The sequence below is a fragment of the Paenibacillus sp. FSL M7-1455 genome (assembly GCF_038004655.1).
Classification (GTDB): domain Bacteria; phylum Bacillota; class Bacilli; order Paenibacillales; family Paenibacillaceae; genus Paenibacillus_AQ; species Paenibacillus_AQ cookii.
Window position 1 is genome coordinate 1596255 of record NZ_JBBORO010000001.1, and the last position, 17082, is coordinate 1613336.

General features: G+C 56.2%; 14 protein-coding genes. 12 read left to right on the forward strand and 2 right to left on the reverse strand.

The genetic code is table 11. From position 1 onward, the window contains the following. Positions 1-2 precede the first annotated feature (2 nt). The 7 genes from NYE48_RS07415 (at position 3) to NYE48_RS07445 (ending at position 8147) form a co-directional block, all read left to right on the forward strand. The gene (locus tag NYE48_RS07415) at positions 3-962 is read left to right on the forward strand and encodes a carbohydrate ABC transporter permease (RefSeq protein ID WP_212950343.1); all 960 of its coding nucleotides are present in this window, start codon (positions 3-5) and stop codon (positions 960-962) included. Between the two features lie 94 nt (positions 963-1056). After that, positions 1057-2070: an endo-1,4-beta-xylanase gene (locus NYE48_RS07420; protein WP_340997800.1), complete on the forward strand. Its 1014-nt coding sequence runs from the start codon at positions 1057-1059 to the stop codon at positions 2068-2070. Between the two features lie 280 nt (positions 2071-2350). Further along, complete coding sequence (locus NYE48_RS07425) at positions 2351-4048, forward strand: sensor histidine kinase (RefSeq protein ID WP_212950415.1); 1698 nt, start codon at positions 2351-2353, stop codon at positions 4046-4048. Next, the gene (locus NYE48_RS07430) at positions 4045-4833 is read left to right on the forward strand and encodes a response regulator (RefSeq protein ID WP_340997802.1); all 789 of its coding nucleotides are present in this window, start codon (positions 4045-4047) and stop codon (positions 4831-4833) included. Before NYE48_RS07425 ends, NYE48_RS07430 begins: the two co-directional genes overlap by 4 nt. Before the next feature lie 112 nt (positions 4834-4945). Continuing rightward, entirely contained in the window at positions 4946-6271 is a 1326-nt protein-coding gene (locus tag NYE48_RS07435) for an extracellular solute-binding protein (RefSeq protein WP_036707970.1), read from the forward strand. A gap of 99 nt (positions 6272-6370) precedes the next feature. After that, complete coding sequence (locus NYE48_RS07440) at positions 6371-7252, forward strand: carbohydrate ABC transporter permease (RefSeq protein WP_036707971.1); 882 nt, start codon at positions 6371-6373, stop codon at positions 7250-7252. A 49-nt stretch (positions 7253-7301) separates the two neighbouring features. Continuing rightward, positions 7302-8147: a carbohydrate ABC transporter permease gene (locus NYE48_RS07445; protein WP_373316233.1), complete on the forward strand. Its 846-nt coding sequence runs from the start codon at positions 7302-7304 to the stop codon at positions 8145-8147. A gap of 219 nt (positions 8148-8366) precedes the next feature. On the opposite strand, the gene NYE48_RS07450 is transcribed toward NYE48_RS07445, so the two are convergent. Continuing rightward, positions 8367-9974 (reverse strand): glycoside hydrolase family 43 protein, encoded by a 1608-nt coding sequence (locus NYE48_RS07450; RefSeq protein ID WP_212950348.1) that lies wholly within the window; start codon positions 9972-9974, stop codon positions 8367-8369. 189 nt (positions 9975-10163) lie between these two features. Here NYE48_RS07450 and NYE48_RS07455 point away from each other — a divergent pair, with 189 nt between their 5' ends. The 4 genes from NYE48_RS07455 to NYE48_RS07470 all read left to right on the forward strand — a co-directional run bounded on the left by NYE48_RS07455 (position 10164) and on the right by NYE48_RS07470 (position 13860). Beyond that, the gene (locus NYE48_RS07455; protein WP_340997807.1) at positions 10164-11045 is read left to right on the forward strand and encodes an AraC family transcriptional regulator; all 882 of its coding nucleotides are present in this window, start codon (positions 10164-10166) and stop codon (positions 11043-11045) included. A gap of 399 nt (positions 11046-11444) precedes the next feature. Next, entirely contained in the window at positions 11445-12704 is a 1260-nt protein-coding gene (gene tyrS, locus NYE48_RS07460; protein WP_340997809.1) for a tyrosine--tRNA ligase, read from the forward strand. A 143-nt stretch (positions 12705-12847) separates the two neighbouring features. Next, a complete protein-coding gene (locus NYE48_RS07465; protein WP_445323950.1) occupies positions 12848-13552 on the forward strand; it encodes a L,D-transpeptidase family protein in 705 nt (234 codons plus the stop codon). 101 nt (positions 13553-13653) lie between these two features. Continuing rightward, on the forward strand, positions 13654-13860 hold the full coding sequence (locus tag NYE48_RS07470; RefSeq protein ID WP_036707974.1) for a hypothetical protein: 207 nt from the start codon (positions 13654-13656) through the stop codon (positions 13858-13860). Between the two features lie 49 nt (positions 13861-13909). Here NYE48_RS07470 and pdxR read toward each other — a convergent pair whose 3' ends face one another. Next, positions 13910-15373: a MocR-like pyridoxine biosynthesis transcription factor PdxR gene (gene pdxR, locus NYE48_RS07475; protein WP_212950356.1), complete on the reverse strand. Its 1464-nt coding sequence runs from the start codon at positions 15371-15373 to the stop codon at positions 13910-13912. Between the two features lie 567 nt (positions 15374-15940). On the opposite strand from pdxR, the gene bioB reads away from it, so the two are divergent. Further along, the gene (gene bioB, locus NYE48_RS07480) at positions 15941-16936 is read left to right on the forward strand and encodes a biotin synthase BioB (RefSeq protein WP_340997815.1); all 996 of its coding nucleotides are present in this window, start codon (positions 15941-15943) and stop codon (positions 16934-16936) included. Positions 16937-17082 lie beyond the last annotated feature (146 nt).

Below are 17082 nucleotides of genomic sequence, written 5' to 3' on the forward strand. Positions count from 1 at the left end.
ACATGGGAAACCAAACCATCACCCCGGGGCCGGTGCCGGCTGCTGCGACGTATAAACGGAGCGGGAAAAGCCGGATCGAGCCGACTCTTTTTCATACGTTCAACACAGTGTTCATGATCTTGCTGGTCGTGGTCACGCTGTATCCCTTCCTGAACACGATCGTCGTGTCGTTTAATGCCGGCAACGATACGATTCGGGGCGGACTTTACTTGTGGCCGCGGCAGTTTACGCTGCAAAACTACAAGGCCGTGTTTGCGTCGGGAACGATCTACGACGCTTTCCTGATTTCCGTGGCGAGGACGGTGCTTTCCACCGTGCTGAACATCTTTTTGACGACGATGCTCGCCTACACGCTCAGCCGGCGGGAGTACGTATTCCGCAAGCCGATCACGCTTATATTCGTGCTGACGATGTATTTTAACGCCGGTTTGATTCCGGGATACTTCCTGATGAAAGATTTGCATCTGATCAATACGTTTTGGGTCTACGTCCTTCCGTCGATGATCAGCGCGTTTAATATGATCGTGATCCGCACGTATATCGGCACGATCCCCGAAAGCCTGGTGGAGTCGGCAAAAATCGACGGAGCGGGGGAGTTCAAAATTTTTTGGCGGATCATTTTTCCGCTGTGCAAACCCGTGCTCGCCACCATCGCGCTGTTTGTCGCCGTAGGGGCGTGGAACTCCTGGTTTGACGCCTTCCTGTTCACCTCGTCGCGGCAGGAGCTCAGCACGCTGCAATACGAGCTGATGAAGCTGCTGTCATCCAGCATGAACGCCAACAGCAACCCGGCCGTGGCCAACGGGGCCGGCATGACGCAGGATGCGGCCGTTTCGATGGTAACCCCGTTGTCGATCCGGGCAGCGGTTACGATCGTGGCTTCCGTGCCGATCTTGCTCGTCTATCCGTTTATGCAAAAATATTTTGTCGTCGGCCTGAACGTGGGAAGCGTAAAAGAATAAGCGGTATGCGAAAGGTGTACCTTAGCCCGGGAGGACGGTGCTTCCCGAAGATCCGAATCCATCGTTTTACGGAAAGCAGAAGGGGGAGAGGTTCATGAATCAATCAAAGACGGCCGAGGCAGCGTTAAAAGACGTGTTTGCGGACGATTTCAAGATCGGGGCGGCGGTCAGCTCCGGGACAATTCAAACGCAAGAGGAACTTTTGAAGCGGCATTTTAACAGCGTGACGGCGGAAAACGAGATGAAGTTCGAGAATATTCATCCGGCGGAGGACGTCTACGCGTTTGACGAGTCCGATGCCATCGTCGATTTTGCGCGCCGGCACGGCATGGCTGTGCGGGGACATACGCTGGTGTGGCATAACCAAACCGGAGACTGGCTGTTTCAGGACGGGGACGGACGCCCCGCCGGCAAGGAGGTTCTGCTGGAGCGGCTTCGCTCCCATATCGAAACCGTTGTCGGACGGTACAAAGGCGAGATTTATGCCTGGGACGTCGTCAATGAAGCGGTCGCCGACGAGGGCGGCGAACTGCTCCGGCCGTCGAAATGGCTGGATATCGCAGGTCCAGGCTTTATCTCCAAAGCGTTTGAATTCGCGCATGAAGCAGATCCAAACGCCCGGTTGTTCTACAACGACTATAATGAATCCCATCCGCATAAACGCGACAAAATCTACGCCTTGGTCAAGTCGCTGCTCGAACAGGGCGTTCCGATCCACGGCATCGGCCTGCAGGCGCACTGGAACATTTTCGATCCGTCGCTTGACGATATCCGCGCGGCAATCGAAAAATACGCCTCCCTGGGGCTGGAGCTTCAGCTGACGGAGCTGGACGTGTCGGTTTTCCGGTTTGACGACCGGCGGACGGATCTGGCGGAGCCCGAGCCCGGCATGCTGGAACGGCAGGCCGAGGTGTACGAAGCGGTGTTCCGGCTGCTGAAGGAATACCGCGGGACGGTCAGCGCCGTCACGTTCTGGGGAGCCGCGGACGATTATACGTGGCTGGACGATTTTCCGGTGCGCGGCCGTAAAAACTGGCCGTTCCTGTTCGACGAGCGGCACCGGCCGAAACCGGCCTATGACCGCGTGGCCCGGCTTGCGGGAAAATAAATTTCCGGGAGTTCGAACGAAAGAACGGGTCTGAAGCCCGGCGGAAAGAGGAAAAAGCCCGATAGAATGGAAAAAAAGGTTGGCCGAAGCGCTCTGAAGAAGGGCGCTTTTTCCGTTGCTCCCGGATGCCGTGCCATGCGGAAGGCGCGACGCTCTCGTCAGCCGGCGCGTTTTTGGTGTACAATGCAGGCAGACATGGGGAGCTTCAAGGGGGAGAAGTGAGTTGTTGATACATTTGGGAAAAAGGAACACGCTGCGCAACCAAATCTTTCTTGGATTCATGCTGGTCATGTGTATCATTTTGGCGCTTGTCGGTTTTTTTATGTTCGACCGGGTGTCGGTGCTGCTCCGCAACAACGCCCAGAAGCATATTCAGCAGACGGCGGTGCAGGCTGCCGGACAGCTGGACGCGCTGCTGCAGCAGATCGACATGCTGTCGACGCAGGTGGCGACGGATGCGACGATTCAATCGCTGCTGGGCCGGGAGGTGCGGGGGGAGCGGGTCAGCTTCGCCATGCGCCAGTCGCTGCAACAAGAGGTGCGAAAATACGAAGCTTACACGACCGGAATCCGTTCGCTGGAGCTGTATACGACCGATTACCGGAGCCTGGTGCCCCTGTACGACCTCGAGCTTACCGACCGCGTGTCCGCCGCCTGGATCCAAAGGGTGGACCAAAACGGGGGCAAGCTGGTCTGGCTCGGCCTGGATCCGCTCGATCCGGACACGGTCGTCGCGATCCGGCAGGTCAGGCTGATGGACGAATCTTTTGCCCACGGCGGTTACGTGCTCGTCCGGATCGACAAAAGCTATTTTGCGCTCTCCGACATCCATTCCGCGACCGAAACGCAGGAGACGATGGGGTTGTTCGATGAAGCGGGCAGAAAAATATTTTCCAGCTTCGGTCCGGCGATCCTTTCCCGGCAGGTGCTTCACCGCGACGGGGAGACGATCGGGCTGGGCGGCGAAGCGTACATCGCCGTCGAACGCCAGTCCAAAAAAACCGGCTGGGATCTTGTCATTTTGACGCCGGTGAATTATACGACCGAGGGCATTTCGGTGCTGCGGACGGTCATTATCGTGTCCGGCCTCGCCGGGGCGCTGCTTTTCCTGGTCTTGAGCTTCATGCTGTCCACGATGATCACCCGGCCGATCTTGAACCTGATCAAAGCGATGCGCGGCTCCAGGTTCGGCAATTTGAAGCGCAATACGATCGAGTCCTCCACGATGGAACTCCAGGAGCTGAACAACACGTACAACCAGATGGTGGATTCGCTCAACGAGCTGATCGAGGTCGTATACCAGAAGGAGATCATCCAGAGCCGGACGGAATTGAAAGCGCTGCAGGCGCAAATCAACCCCCATTTTCTGTTCAACACGTTGGAAGCGTTCTATTGGGCGTTGGAGGATCAGGGGGAGGAAGAGCTGGCGCAAATCGTCGTGGCCATGTCCGGCCTGTTCCGGTACGTCATTAACCGGTCCGACGACGAAGAGTGGGTAACGATCGGGGACGAACTGGATCATGCGGCCAGGTATTTGACGATCATGAAAATGCGCATGCTGGACCGTCTTGCCTGGCGGATCGACGCCGATGAAGCTTGCCGCATGGTTCCGCTGCCGAAGCTGCTCATCCAGCCGCTCGTCGAAAACGCCATTTTGCACGGCGTCGAGCAGCGTACCGGTCCGGGCATGGTCGTGCTGGAGGTACGGCCTTCCGAACGCGAGGGATATACGCGCATTACGGTGACGGACGACGGCCCGGGAATGTCCGCCGACAAAATATCCTCGATCCACGAAGCGATGCGGGAAGGTTACATGAGCTCCTCCAAAGGGAAGGGCGTCGGCATCGTCAACGTGGAGCGGCGGCTTCGGCTGTATTACATGGACAAAGCGGAAGGGCTTTCGATTCGCAGCGAGGAAGGGAAAGGCACGACGGTTTCTTTGGAAATACCTGATGACGGAAAGGGGAGATCCCAATGAAAAATATTCTTGTCGTGGACGACGAACCGCGGACGAGGGAAGGCATCCGCAAAACGTTGGAGATGTGGTCCTCGGGACGTTACCGGATCGAAATCGCCTCAAGCGGCGGGGAAGCGCTGACATGGCTGGAGAACCATGACGCGAGCCTGCTCGTGACCGATATCCGCATGCCGGAAATCAACGGGCTTGAACTCGTGGAGCGGATCGCCGGCATGCCTCATCCTCCGGTCGTCATTATCATTTCGGGCCATTCCGATTTCGAATACGCGCGCACCGCGCTGAAATTCGGGGTCGTCGATTATTTGCTGAAGCCGCTGGACAAAACCAAGCTCGTCCAGGCGGTGGAAACGGCGCTGCAGCGGGAGCAGTGGAACGGCCGGATCGAACGGATGCGGAAGCTGGTGGACCCCAAGCTGCTCGAAACGGTTCAGGATGAAAAGGTCTACAGCCCCCAGGTCCAAAAGGCGCTCCAGTACATCGACGAGCATCTGGGGGAATCGGTCTCGCTGCGCGAAACCGCCGAACATCTGCATATGAATGCGAGCTATTTCAGCGTTCATTTCAAGGAGCAGACGGGGCTTACGTTCAGCGATTACGTCACCAGGCGGAGAGTACAGCGGGCGAAGGAACTGCTGACCGGCACAAGGCTGTCCATCGCCGAAATCGCGGAGCAGGCCGGTTACCAGACGCCCAAATATTTCGTGAAGGTGTTCCGTTCCCTGGAAGGGATAAGTCCGGGGCAGTACAGGCAGCAGTGGCTGGACGAGGATGCGAAGATCCAATAAAAGTGGTATGAGTCCCAATCTCTCTGACCTTACGGCCCGGGCGGTGCGCTGATACACTTTAGGTAAGCGGTTGCAACCCGTCTACAGATAACGAAAAAAGGGGCTGTGAAAGATGTTCGGTAAAAAATGGGGCGTTTTGCTATTGACGCTGTGCGTCGCGTTGTTTGCGGCCGGCTGCGGCCAAAAGGACGAAGGTTCGAATGCATCCTCCTCCGCAGGCGGCGACAAGGCCGGCGAAAAAGTAACGATCAAGTTTATGCATTTATGGCCTGAAGGCGTATCCGCCGGGCAGAACAAAATCGTCAACCAGATCATAAACGACTATCAAAAAGAGCACCCGAACGTCACGATCAAGCAGGAAGTGCTCGACAACGAGCAGTACAAAAACAAACTGAAAGTGTTGTCCGCTTCCAACGAACTGCCGGACGTCGGCGTAACCTGGGCGGCCGGATTCCTGAAGCCTTACGTCGAAGGCAACCTGTTTGCGCCGGTCGATGACCTGCTGAGCGGCGAGCTGAAGGACAAGTTCGTGGCCGGCACGACCGAAGCTTACGCGATCGACGGCAAAACGTATGCGCTTCCGCTTGAATTCAACATTGCGCCGATCTATTACAACAAAGCGATTTTCAAGAAATACAATCTCGAAGTTCCGCAAACCTACGAGCAATTTAAGGCGGTATCGAAAACGCTTTCCGACAACGGCGTCGCGCCGATCGCGCTCGGCAACAAGGACCGCTGGACCGGATCGCTTTGGTACATGTACCTCGCCGACCGCATTGCCGGGCAAAAAGCGCTTGCGGACGCGATCGCCGGCTCCGGTTCGTTCAAGGACCCGGGTCTCGTGCAGGCGGCCAAGGAAGTGCAGTCGCTGGTAGACAGCAATGCGTTTATCAAGGGCTTTAACGGATTGTCCAACGAGGAAGGCAAATCCGAGTTTTTGAACGGCAAAGCGGCCATGTACCTGATGGGCACGTGGGAACTGCCGAACTATACGACCAATGAAGAGATTCCGAAGGAATTCCGCGACAACGTCGGCTTTTTCAAATTCCCGACGGTGGAAGGCGGCAAAGGCAATATCGACAGCTGGGTGGGCGGCCCGGGCGTAGGCCTGTTCGTATCCCAAAATTCCGAAGTGAAAGAAGAAGCCAAAGCTTTTGTGGAGTATTTCGTGACCAAATGGGGCGAGCAATCGGTCACCGGGGCGGGCGTCATTCCGGCGACCAAAGTGGATACGTCTTCCCTTGATTTGCCTCAATTGTACATCGATCTGTTCAACGAAATGAATAAAGCGAGCAGCATTACCCTGTTTGCGGACGTACAAATGCCGGCCAACGCGGCCGAGACGCATCTGAACAACATTCAGGCGCTGTTCGGCAAAGCCGTCTCCCCTGAGCAATTTTCGGAAGAACATGACAAGGCGATTGCGAAGGGCAACTAACGAGAAGAAGGGTACGGGAGAAGCAAACACGCACTGAATCCGGCCGTCAGGCCGGATCAGTTTTTCCCGGCATCCTCATCCAGAAAGGAGACGGAAGCGATGGACAAGGTCATGTCCAACAAAAAAATGATTGCGCTGTACGTGCTGCCCGCGCTGCTGCTGATATTGGCCATAGTTTATATTCCGATCGTTTTGACCGCTTATTACGGGCTGAACGAGTGGAACGGCATCGGCCGCATGAAGTTCGTCGGGCTGGACAATTACGCGGAGCTGCTTGGGGACCGCACCTTCTGGAACAGCGCCTGGCATTCCCTGCTGCTTGCCGTTTTTTCGTGCGCGAGCCTGCTTGTTTACCTGGCGATCGCGATGGTGCTGGCCGCCCGGATCAAAGGCGCCAACCTGTTCCGGAAAATATATTTGATCCCGATGCTGCTGTCTTCGGTGGCCATTGCGCAGCTGTGGCTGCGGATTTACCATCCGTCGAACGGCATCGTCAACAGCGTGCTGGAGTCGCTTGGTTTTGCCAATCCCCCTGCATGGCTGTCGGAGCCGAAGCTGGTGCTGTTTGCCCTGTTCGTTCCGATTTTGTGGCAGTATGCGGGTTTCTATATTTTGATCTATTACGCCGCCCTCAAAAACATCCCATCCTCGCTGGAGGAGGCGGCAAAAATTGACGGGGCGAACTCCTGGCAGATCGCCTGGAAAATCAAGCTGCCCCTGGCCATGGAAGTGATCAAGGTGACGATCGTGCTGGCTGCGGTCGGTTCCTTGAAGTATTTCGATTTGATCTACGTCATGACCGACGGCGGACCCAACGGCTCGAGCGAAGTGATGGCGTCCTACATGTATCATACGGCGTTCCGTGCTTATGATTTCGGCTACGGCAGCGCGATCGGCTTTTTCCTGCTGGTCATCTGTCTCGTCGTGACCTGGATCATCCGCAAGCTGACCGCCACGAAAGATACGATTCAATATTCCTAAGGAGGGCCGCTTTATGACGTCCGAAGCTTTGTTGCCGCCTGCCCGGCAGATGTCGCCGAAGTCCAAGACGGGCAAAAAAATCGGTTACGGCGTCTTGTACATCGTATTGACGGCCGTTGCCGCCCTGCAGCTGCTGCCGCTCGTCTGGCTGTTCTTTTTCTCTTTGAAAAACAATCAGGAAGTGTTCAACCTCCCGCCGCTTTCGCTCCCGACCCATTTCCGCTGGGAAAACTACGAAAAGGTATGGAGCGCGGGCAATATCAGCGTTTATTTTCTGAACAGCGTATGGATCACGATCGCCGCGTCGGCCCTGACGATTATGCTGGGAAGCCTCGCGACGTTCGCCATGACGCGGATGAAATGGAAGGGAAGCTCGCTTGTGCTCGGCCTGTTTATGGTGGCGATGATGATTCCCGTCCATTCCACGCTGATTCCGTTGTTCAGCATGTTCAACAAAGCCGGGCTGAACGACAATCCGCTGTCGCTGATTTTGTCCTACGTGGCGTTTAACATGCCGATCACGATCATGATCATGCTCGGTTTTTATTACGCGCTGCCTCGGGAAGTGGAGGAGGCGGGAGTGATGGACGGCTGCTCCGTCAACCGCTTGTTTTTCCGGATCGTGCTGCCGATGACCAGCTCGGTCATTGCCACGACGGGCATCATCAACATGATTTATAACTGGAACGAATTCATTTTCGTCAACACGTTCATCAGCTCGGATTCGTACAAGACGCTGACGGTCGGGGTGCAGAACTTTATCGGCCAGTACACGACCGATTGGGGTTCGATCGGGGCGACGCTGATGATCAGCATTTTGCCGATCCTCGTCATGTTCCTGTTCCTGAGCGACCGGATCGTGGAAGGAATCGCTGCCGGCTCGGTAAAAGGCTAAAAAAACGCAGAGCTTGCCCGAAGACCGGGATCCCGGTCTTCGGGCAAGCTTTTATGCTGCCAAAGGCCAAGCAGCGATAAAACAATCCCTTCCAATACGACTTGGAAGGGATTGTTTTATATTACGGAGGACCGGCGATCAAGGGGAATCGAGGTTCTGCCAAGCAAAAAACGATCTGCCGTAAGGCAGACCGTCTTCGATAAACTCGTTTGGCGCTTCTTACCGCGCGATATAGCTGAAATAATCAAAGTCCGCGTGTTGGCGGCGTCCGGACGTATCCTGGCACTGCATGCCGACGAACGCTCCCGTGAAAAATCCGCCGCCTTGGATGTAGTCGTCCGACAGCTTGGAGGAATCGAGCGTCACCGGAAGCGTCGTCCAATCCTTGCCGTCGAACGAATAGGAGTAACGATAAACGTCATAATCGACGTCGACGCGCAAGTACACGTATTCCGCCTCGTCCGGAATCGCAATTTCCCGGCCTTTCAGAGGCTGGTCGAAGACGAAGTTGTCGCAGGTGACGAGCTCCAAAATGCGGCCTTTCTCCTCGTTCCACGTGATCTGGCAGGACGTCCAGTTTTGCGTATTGTAGTAATTGACGAGCCCCGCGGATTGCTGGAAGGTGTCCGGCCTGAAGGCCACCTTGGTCTCCGCCGTAAACCGGAAGTGCTGCCAGCGCCGCGCCACGTAGGCCTGGGTGAACTTGGACGTCAGCGATTCCCGGCCGTACAGGCGAAGATGTCCGGGCCGGTCGGTCAGCGATAACGTCTCCGGTCCTAACGGAATGCGCAGATTTTGAAAATGCAGGTTCAGCACGCTGCCGTCGAAGTCGTCTTTTTCGGGAACATCCGGCTCCCAAGGCATTTCCGGCATGTCCGGTCCTTCGATCTCCAGGGCGGGGGAGTTGCCGCCAACGACGTAAGGCCAGTCGTTCCGCCATTCCAAACGCTGGATCGCCGTCTCCCTGCCAAGCGGGCAATACCCGCGCGGATCCAGGAGCGGTTGGCCTTCCCGCGGCAGCGGCCTGCCCGTCAGATGGACGAGGAACCATTCATCGGTATGAGTCTGCACGATCGAGGCATGTCCGGCTTTTTGCAGCGGATTCCGCGGCGTGGACCATGAAGAGATGAGCGGATTGTCCGGATGCACTTCGTACGGCCCGCGGAGATGTTTGGATCGGGCGATCGTCGCCTGATGGTCGTAACGGGTGCCGCCTTCGGCCGTCAGCAGGTAGTAGTACCCGTTGATTTTATAAAGATGGGGCGCTTCCGTCAGTTTGATGTCGGTGCCTTTGAAAATGACTTCCCGTTTGCCGACGAGCGTTTGCCGCCCGGCGTCGTATTCCTGCAGCACGATGCCGTAGAAAGGATGATGGCCGACGCGCTGGTCCCACATCATGTTGACGAGGTATTTTTTTCCGTCTTCGTCATGGAACAGCGACGGGTCGAACCCCGAGCTGTTCAAATGGACCGGATCGGACCATTCCCCGTCGATCGTCTCGCACGTGACGAGGTAGTTATGGCAATCTTTCCACTGCCCCTCCGTCACCTTGACGTCGGTGTAAATGAGCCAAAAACGTTCGTCTGCATAAGACAATTGGGGGGCCCAAATGCCGCCCGAATCCGGATTGCCCGTCATGTTAAGCTGGCTGAGCCGGTTAAGCGGTCTGGAAACCAGGCGCCAATGCTTCAAGTCTTTCGAATGGTAAATCCCGACGCCCGGGAACCATTCGAAGGTGGATACGGCAATGTAATAGTCTTCGCCTGCCCGGCAAATGCAAGGATCGGGATTAAAACCGGTAAGGATCGGATTTTGGATGATGGCCATCGTAACACTCCTCTTTCGAAGTCATTACCCATTCCTGTACTTCGGGAACGGGCTTCAATTTATGCTATAATATCTACATCTTATCAATGATATCGGGACGTTCACATATCCATTGCTGGCCGATATTTACCCATTTCGCCCAATCATTTCGAAACAACTGTCAACCTCAATCCCAAGGAGCTGATCGCGATGGAATTCGCCCCCCATCTGATGCGCAAGGAATATATGCTTCCGGATATCGATTCGACCTTCCGCGTGTTTGCCGCCCACTGGCGGACGGTCACCGGCGAATGGAGTTACCCGCTCCACCGGCATCCGCTGTTCGAAGTAAACCTTGTTCTTTCGGGGACCCAGGAAATGAGCGTAAACGGAAGGCAATACACGCAGCAGCCGGGCGACCTCATGCTGCTCAACCCCGGGGACCGGCATGAAAGCCGGGTCGTCGGCGGCGGGGAAATGACGTATTATTGCCTTCACTTCGACGTGGACGAACGGGCCTTTCGCGAGCTGTTATGCCAAAACCGCACCTGCTTTCACGAAGCGGGCAGTCCGCTCGCGGCCGCGATTCGCCCCGCCCTGGACCGGCTGCTGGCGTTAACCTCGGATGAAACGGCGGCTCGCGTGGACTCGCGGATGAGGATCCTGTCCGCTTTGTTCGAGCTGTTTGCGGGCATTAGCGGAACCCTTTCGGAGCAGGAGAGCGGCGCAGCCCACACCCGACACGCCCTGACGGCCTCGTATATCGCGGCTTTGCTCGAACGGGAGGTCGAGCGGACGCTTGACGACGGCGGGCCCGTTCATATGGCGGGCATTGCGTCGATCGCTGCCAAGGTCGGCTACAGCACGTCGGCGATAAACCGGATTTTTACGCAGGCGTACGGCCTTTCGCCGCGGCAGTACATGTCGGCCTTGATGCTGAAGAAGTCCAAGCTGCTTTTGATGGACCCGGAGTTGTCCATCGAGGCCATTTCTTCAAGGCTCGGCTATCACAATATCGCGCATTTCAGCCGGCAGTTTAAGCGCTGGACGGGGGAATCCCCGAGCCGGTTTCGGAGCAGGTATTATAAATAGGGCGCCGCCTGGCCAAGCTAAGGGCATGGTTGACATCAACATGCGATTTCACTATACTGACTGTAATCTTATATGCGATATGCGTTGAAAGAGCCCAGTAGCAAGCTTGGTCCCTGTTCCAGAAAGCCGGGGGTGGTGGAACCCGGCACACACCAAACGCCTGCGAATTACACTCTGGAGCATCCCGGGTAATGCCGGGCGGAGCCGCGAACGATATTTCGCGGATAGAGCGGCATCAACGGCGCGCGGCGTGCGCGAACGGCCATTGGTGCAATGTGGGTGGTAACACGGTTATTCGATCGTCCCTATGTCTGAATAGACAAGGGGCGATTTTTGCTTTTTCAACGCCATCACGATGCGGTATAAGGGCATTTTTGACATTAAGGGAGTGTTTTTGCAGTGAATATTATCGACGAGCTTGAATGGCGCGATGCCATCAATCAGCAGACGGACGCCGAAGGCCTCCGGGAATTGACGAGCCAAAAATCGGTCTCGTTGTACTGCGGGGTGGACCCGACCGGCGACAGCATGCATATCGGCCACTTGATCCCGTTTATGGTGCTGAAGCGGTTCCAGCTTGCCGGCCATCGCCCGGTGATTTTGATCGGCGGGGCCACCGGCACGATCGGCGATCCGAGCGGGCGTCAAACGGAGCGTTCGCTGCAATCGCTGGAACAAGTGCAGGCCAACGTGGACGCGCTGACCGCGCAGCTGAAAAAATTGTTCATGACCGAAGGCGACAATCAAATCCGGTTCGTCAACAACTACGACTGGACGCATCAAATCAACGTCATCGAATTTTTGCGCGATTACGGCAAAAACTTCAGCATCAACGCGATGCTTGCGAAGGATGTCGTGGCCAGCCGGCTTGAAAGCGGCATTTCCTTTACCGAATTTTCGTACCAAATCCTGCAGTCGCTCGATTTCCTCCATCTGTACCGGCATGAGGACGTGCAGCTGCAAATCGGCGGCTCCGACCAATGGGGCAACATCACGAGCGGGCTGGACCTCATCCGCAAAAAGGAAGGGCCCGAAGCGAAAGCGTTCGGCTTGACGATTCCGCTGATGCTCAAAGCCGACGGCACGAAATTCGGCAAAACGGCGGGCGGCGCAATCTGGCTGGATCCGAACAAAACGACGCCGTTCGAGTTCTACCAGTTCTGGGCGAACACCGACGACCGCGACGTCGTGAAATATTTGAAATACTTTACGTTCCTGTCCAAAGAAGAAATCGAGGAGCTCGCGCGCAAGGTCGAAACCGAGCCGCATAAACGCGAAGCCCAAAAAACGCTGGCCGAAGAGATGACCCGGTTCGTTCACGGCGAGGAGCTGCTGGAGCAGGCCAAGCGCATTACGGCCGCTTTGTTCAGCGGCGACATCAAATCGCTGACCGCCGATGAAATCGAGCAGGGCTTCAAAGAAATGCCGACGTTCGAAGCGGCGAAGGAATCGAAAAACATCGTCGACTGGCTGGTCGATCTGGGCATCGAGCCGTCCAAACGTCAGGCGCGCGAGGATATCAACAACGGCGCCATTTCGATGAACGGCGAGCGGGTGACGGACTTGACGCTGGAAGTGACGGCGGATCACGCGATCGGCGGCCGGTTTATCATCATCCGGAAAGGCAAGAAAAACTACAGCCTGGTGAAAATGTCATAGAGCATCTATTTGCGGAAGCTTCCCTTGAAAATCAAGGGGAGCTTTTTGCGTTTTGAGGAGAGGACGCGCCGCCGGGGATCGCTGCATAAAAAGCCGGATCGGTCGCACACTTAAGACAAGATGATACTATAAAAGTGGTGACCATGTTGCGGCCAAAGATCCATAGATTAGCTGTTCGAATCTTGAAGTTAGGGTTGGCGGTTTGCTGGATAGGGGGCGTTCAAACCGAGTCCGCTTTTGCCGAACCGTCGTTGCCGATCGTTGCGGATGAAGGGGAATTCGCCATCGAGGTTTATCCCGACAAACATCGGCTTATCGTCAAGAGAAAGGGCCTGATCGTCAAGAAATATGCCGTCGCGGTTGGAAACCCCTCCACCCCAACCCCGATCGGAGAATACAAAGTGGTTTACAAAGGAACAAACTGGGGACCGGCTTTCGGCCCCAGATGGCTTGGATTAAACGTTCCTTGGGGCATTTACGGCATTCACGGCACCAATAAAGCCTATTCCATCGGCCAGCACGCAAGCCACGGCTGCGTCCGCATGAACAACGCCGACGTGATTCGTTTGTACGACATGATTCCGATCGGGACGAAAGTCACGATTCACGGCCATGTCTTGGGCGAACCGCAACAAAATCCGAGAGACCTCGCCGAAGGCGACGTCGGCGGGGACGTGCAGCTCATCCAATCCCGCCTGAAAAGCGCGGGATACTTTCATGGCGCATGCGACGGAAGGTTCGGCCCCGGGACCACCGCCGCCGTCAAAAGATTCCAGCGCGAACGTCAATGGAGGCAGGACGGCGTCGTTTCGCGGAAAATTTACGAGGAGCTCGGATTGTGGGAGTAAACTGGATGGTTCAAACGGGCGGGTCAATGGATGGTGTCAGGACCCGGCCGTTTGATTATAATGAGACATGTTCAGGTAGGACCCATGGTAGGAGGGGAAAGATGTTCTGGTTATTGGTGATGGCCGTGCTCGTGATGGCGGCCGGTTTTGTCGCAACCATGATGATCGGGCAATCGAAGAGCAATAAAGAAAGCGATCCGAATTATTTCAAGCACACGGGGAAAAAGTGGGGGCGCCTCAGCGGAATTTATGTCGCCTGCATCATCGTGCTTGCCGTCATCATGATTATGGTTGGAACGGGCAAATAATAAAAGGACACATGGAAAAACGGCCGCGCTTCTAGAAGCGCGGCCGTTTTTATTTTGCTTTCTTTACGGTCGGGAACGAATCGGTCAATCCGCGCAGAGCTTCGGCGAATTTCGCGATTCCCGGGCCGATCTCTTCCGCTTTTGCCCGTCCGAACGTGAACCTGACGTACCCCGAATCGGAGCCGTACACGCTGCCCGGCACGAACACGACCCCCTTTTTGATTGCCTCTTCCAGCAGCTTGGCATCGCTCACGCTTGGAACGAGTCGGCACCACAGGTGGATGCCGCCCTGCGGAACATGAAAACGGACGGAATCCGGCAGTTCTTGCTGAAGAGCCTCGACGAGCAGGTCCCGCTTCCGCCGGAGCTGCGTGCGCAAACGATGCAGATGCGGTTCGAAATAAGGCGATTCCAGGAACCGGGCCGCAACCTGCTGCGGTATGACGCTGAGTCCGAAATCCATTTGCTGCCTGGCATCCGCAAGCCGTTCCACGATGGAATGGGGGGCGACCATCCAGCCGACGCGCAGGCCGGCAGCGGCCATTTTGCTAAAAGAGCCGATATGCAGGATCGAGCCGACCCGATCCATGGATTTCAGCGGCGAACGGGGGATGCCTTCATAATCCGTCAAGCTGTAGGGATCGTCCTCCACGATCGGCAGGCCGAGTTCGCTTGCGACTTCCAGCAGCGCCCCGCGCCGGTCGTCCGACAAAAGCGTCCCCGTCGGATTTTGGAAATTCGGGTTGACGAATATCATTTTGATGCGGTGTTTTTTGTGCAGCGAGCGGATCTCCTCCGGCAGGATCCCCTCCTCGTCGGCCGGGAGGCGGACCAGCCGGAGCCCTGCGGACTGGAACATCGGCAGCGAATAGTGATACGACGGATCTTCGATCGCCACCGCGTCCCCGGGAGACAATAAACATTGCGTGATCAAATAAAGCGACTGCTGGGATCCCGAAGTGATCAAAATCGACGATTCCGTCGCCTGGATTCCGCGGTACCGGTCCAGGTACGATGCGACGGCTTGCCTTAAAGGCATATATCCTTGCGGGTGGCCGTACCCCAGGTATGAAGGATAGGGATTAGTTCCCATCAGTTCGGTCATTTCCTCGATCGGCGCCAAATCCGCGGACAACTCTCCGCTGGCAAAATCGATCAGCGCCGGGTTTTGCTGAAGCGCTTCGCGTATGCGCCGCAAAAACGGCAGGTTCGGCAAAAAACTCCCGCCTTCGGCATACCGCTTCCAGTTCGGGGTATGTTTGGGCACGGCCCCCCATTTGAATTTGCTTACCCGCGTCCCGCTCCCCGGCCGGCTTTCGATAATCCCCATGGAGCGAAGCTCGCCGAATGCCAAAATGACGGTGCTACGGTTGACCCCAAGCTGTTCGGCCAGTTTCCTTTCGGACGGAAGCAGGCTCCCCGGAGGAAATTCGCCGTAAGAAATCCGCTGCTCGAGATGATCCGCAATTTGTTCGTAGAGCGGTTTTGGGTTATGTCGGTCGGGCTTCCACATCGTTTTCTCACTTCCTACGCAAATAATAACTTGTCTTTGCTTATTATCATACCATCTGCCCGCGAAAAATCAGGATGCCTTTTTAACGTAAGGTTGACAATTCTTTGCCTGTTCGGCGGGAGGACGGCGCGCGGCGGTCTTTTTGCGTGGCTGCAGGCTTGGAGCCGAGGCCTTTTTTAGGCATAAAGAGGGGGGACAACCATTCAAAAAATTCGGCATATTCGCTCCACGAAACGGGGGAGGAGGGCTAGAGACATCGGCGCATAGGCGCTTTACAAGAAAATTATGGTTTGATAGAATGGCACTATTCAATTGTTAACCATTGTTAATATAATTGGTTGACGATTTGAAAGGGATCAAGCTGTTCGACGTGAACGGCCGGCGGTCGTCTTGATGCCCGCTTGTCAGCGCCGAAGCCGAGCTTGAAGCGATGACCGGCATCGGCACGGTGAACCATACGGTTCGGACCGCCGCTTATCTTCGGCTGCGCGGCATCGCCCGGAAAACGGTCCGGCTGGAACCGGTCAGAGCGGTTTTATCCATAACATGATGAGGGGGATTCATTCCATGAGCATGATTTCGGTCAACCCGTGGCGGGAGCTTGCCAAAAAAGCGCTGAACGGAGAACGGATATCGATGGAGGAGGCTCTGGCGGTGCTCCGATCCGACGACGATGAACTGCTGCCGATCCTGCAGGCGGCTTTTGAGGTGCGAAAGCATTACTACGGAAAAAAAGTGAAGCTGAATATGATCATTAACGCCAAAAGCGGTCTTTGTCCCGAAAATTGCGGGTATTGCTCGCAATCGATCGTATCGACGGCGCCGATCGAAAAATACACCCTCCTGGACAAGGAAACGCTGCTAGCCGGGGCGCGCGAAGCCATGTCGCGCAAGGCGGGAACGTACTGCATCGTCGCTTCCGGCAGAGGCCCGACGGACCGGGAGCTGGATCAGGTGGTCGATGCGGTCAAGGAAATCCGGGAAACGATGCCGCTCAAAATTTGCGCCTGCCTGGGCCTGCTGAAGGAAGGCCAGGCCGAACGCCTTGCGGAGGCGGGCGTGCACCGGTACAACCACAATCTGAATACCAGCCGAACGAACTATCCATCGATTACGACGACGCATACCTACGACCAGCGCGTGGAGACGGTGGAGAAGGTAAAATCTCACGGGATGTCCCCTTGTTCCGGCGTTATTATCGGCATGGGGGAAACCGACGGCGAAATCGCCGAAATGGCGTACGCGCTTCGGGAGCTGGACGCCGATTCGATTCCGGTCAACTTCCTGAATGCCATACCCGGGACTCCGCTGGAAAACGCGGGACGCACGGCGCCGGTCAAAGCGCTCAAGGTGTTGGCGTTATTCCGGTTCATTTGCCCGTCAAAAGAAATCCGCGTCGCCGGGGGGCGCGAGGTCAACCTTCGTTCCCTGCAGCCGCTGGCGTTGTATGCCGCCAATTCGCTTTTTGTCGGCGATTATCTGACGACGGCAGGCCAGGAAGTTACGGCGGATCACCAGATCATCGAGGATTTGGGATTCGAGATCGAGCTGAATGCCCTGTAAAGGCCCGAGTTTCTAACGGATTGGGTCTTCGCAAACGGTTTGCCGAAATGTATAATGTTTACGAGGAGCGGTTCAGCATGCCTGGAGGCGTTGCTGCAACGTACGATATTCTTTGGATGCAAGCGGCGGCCGACCGAAAAAACGGC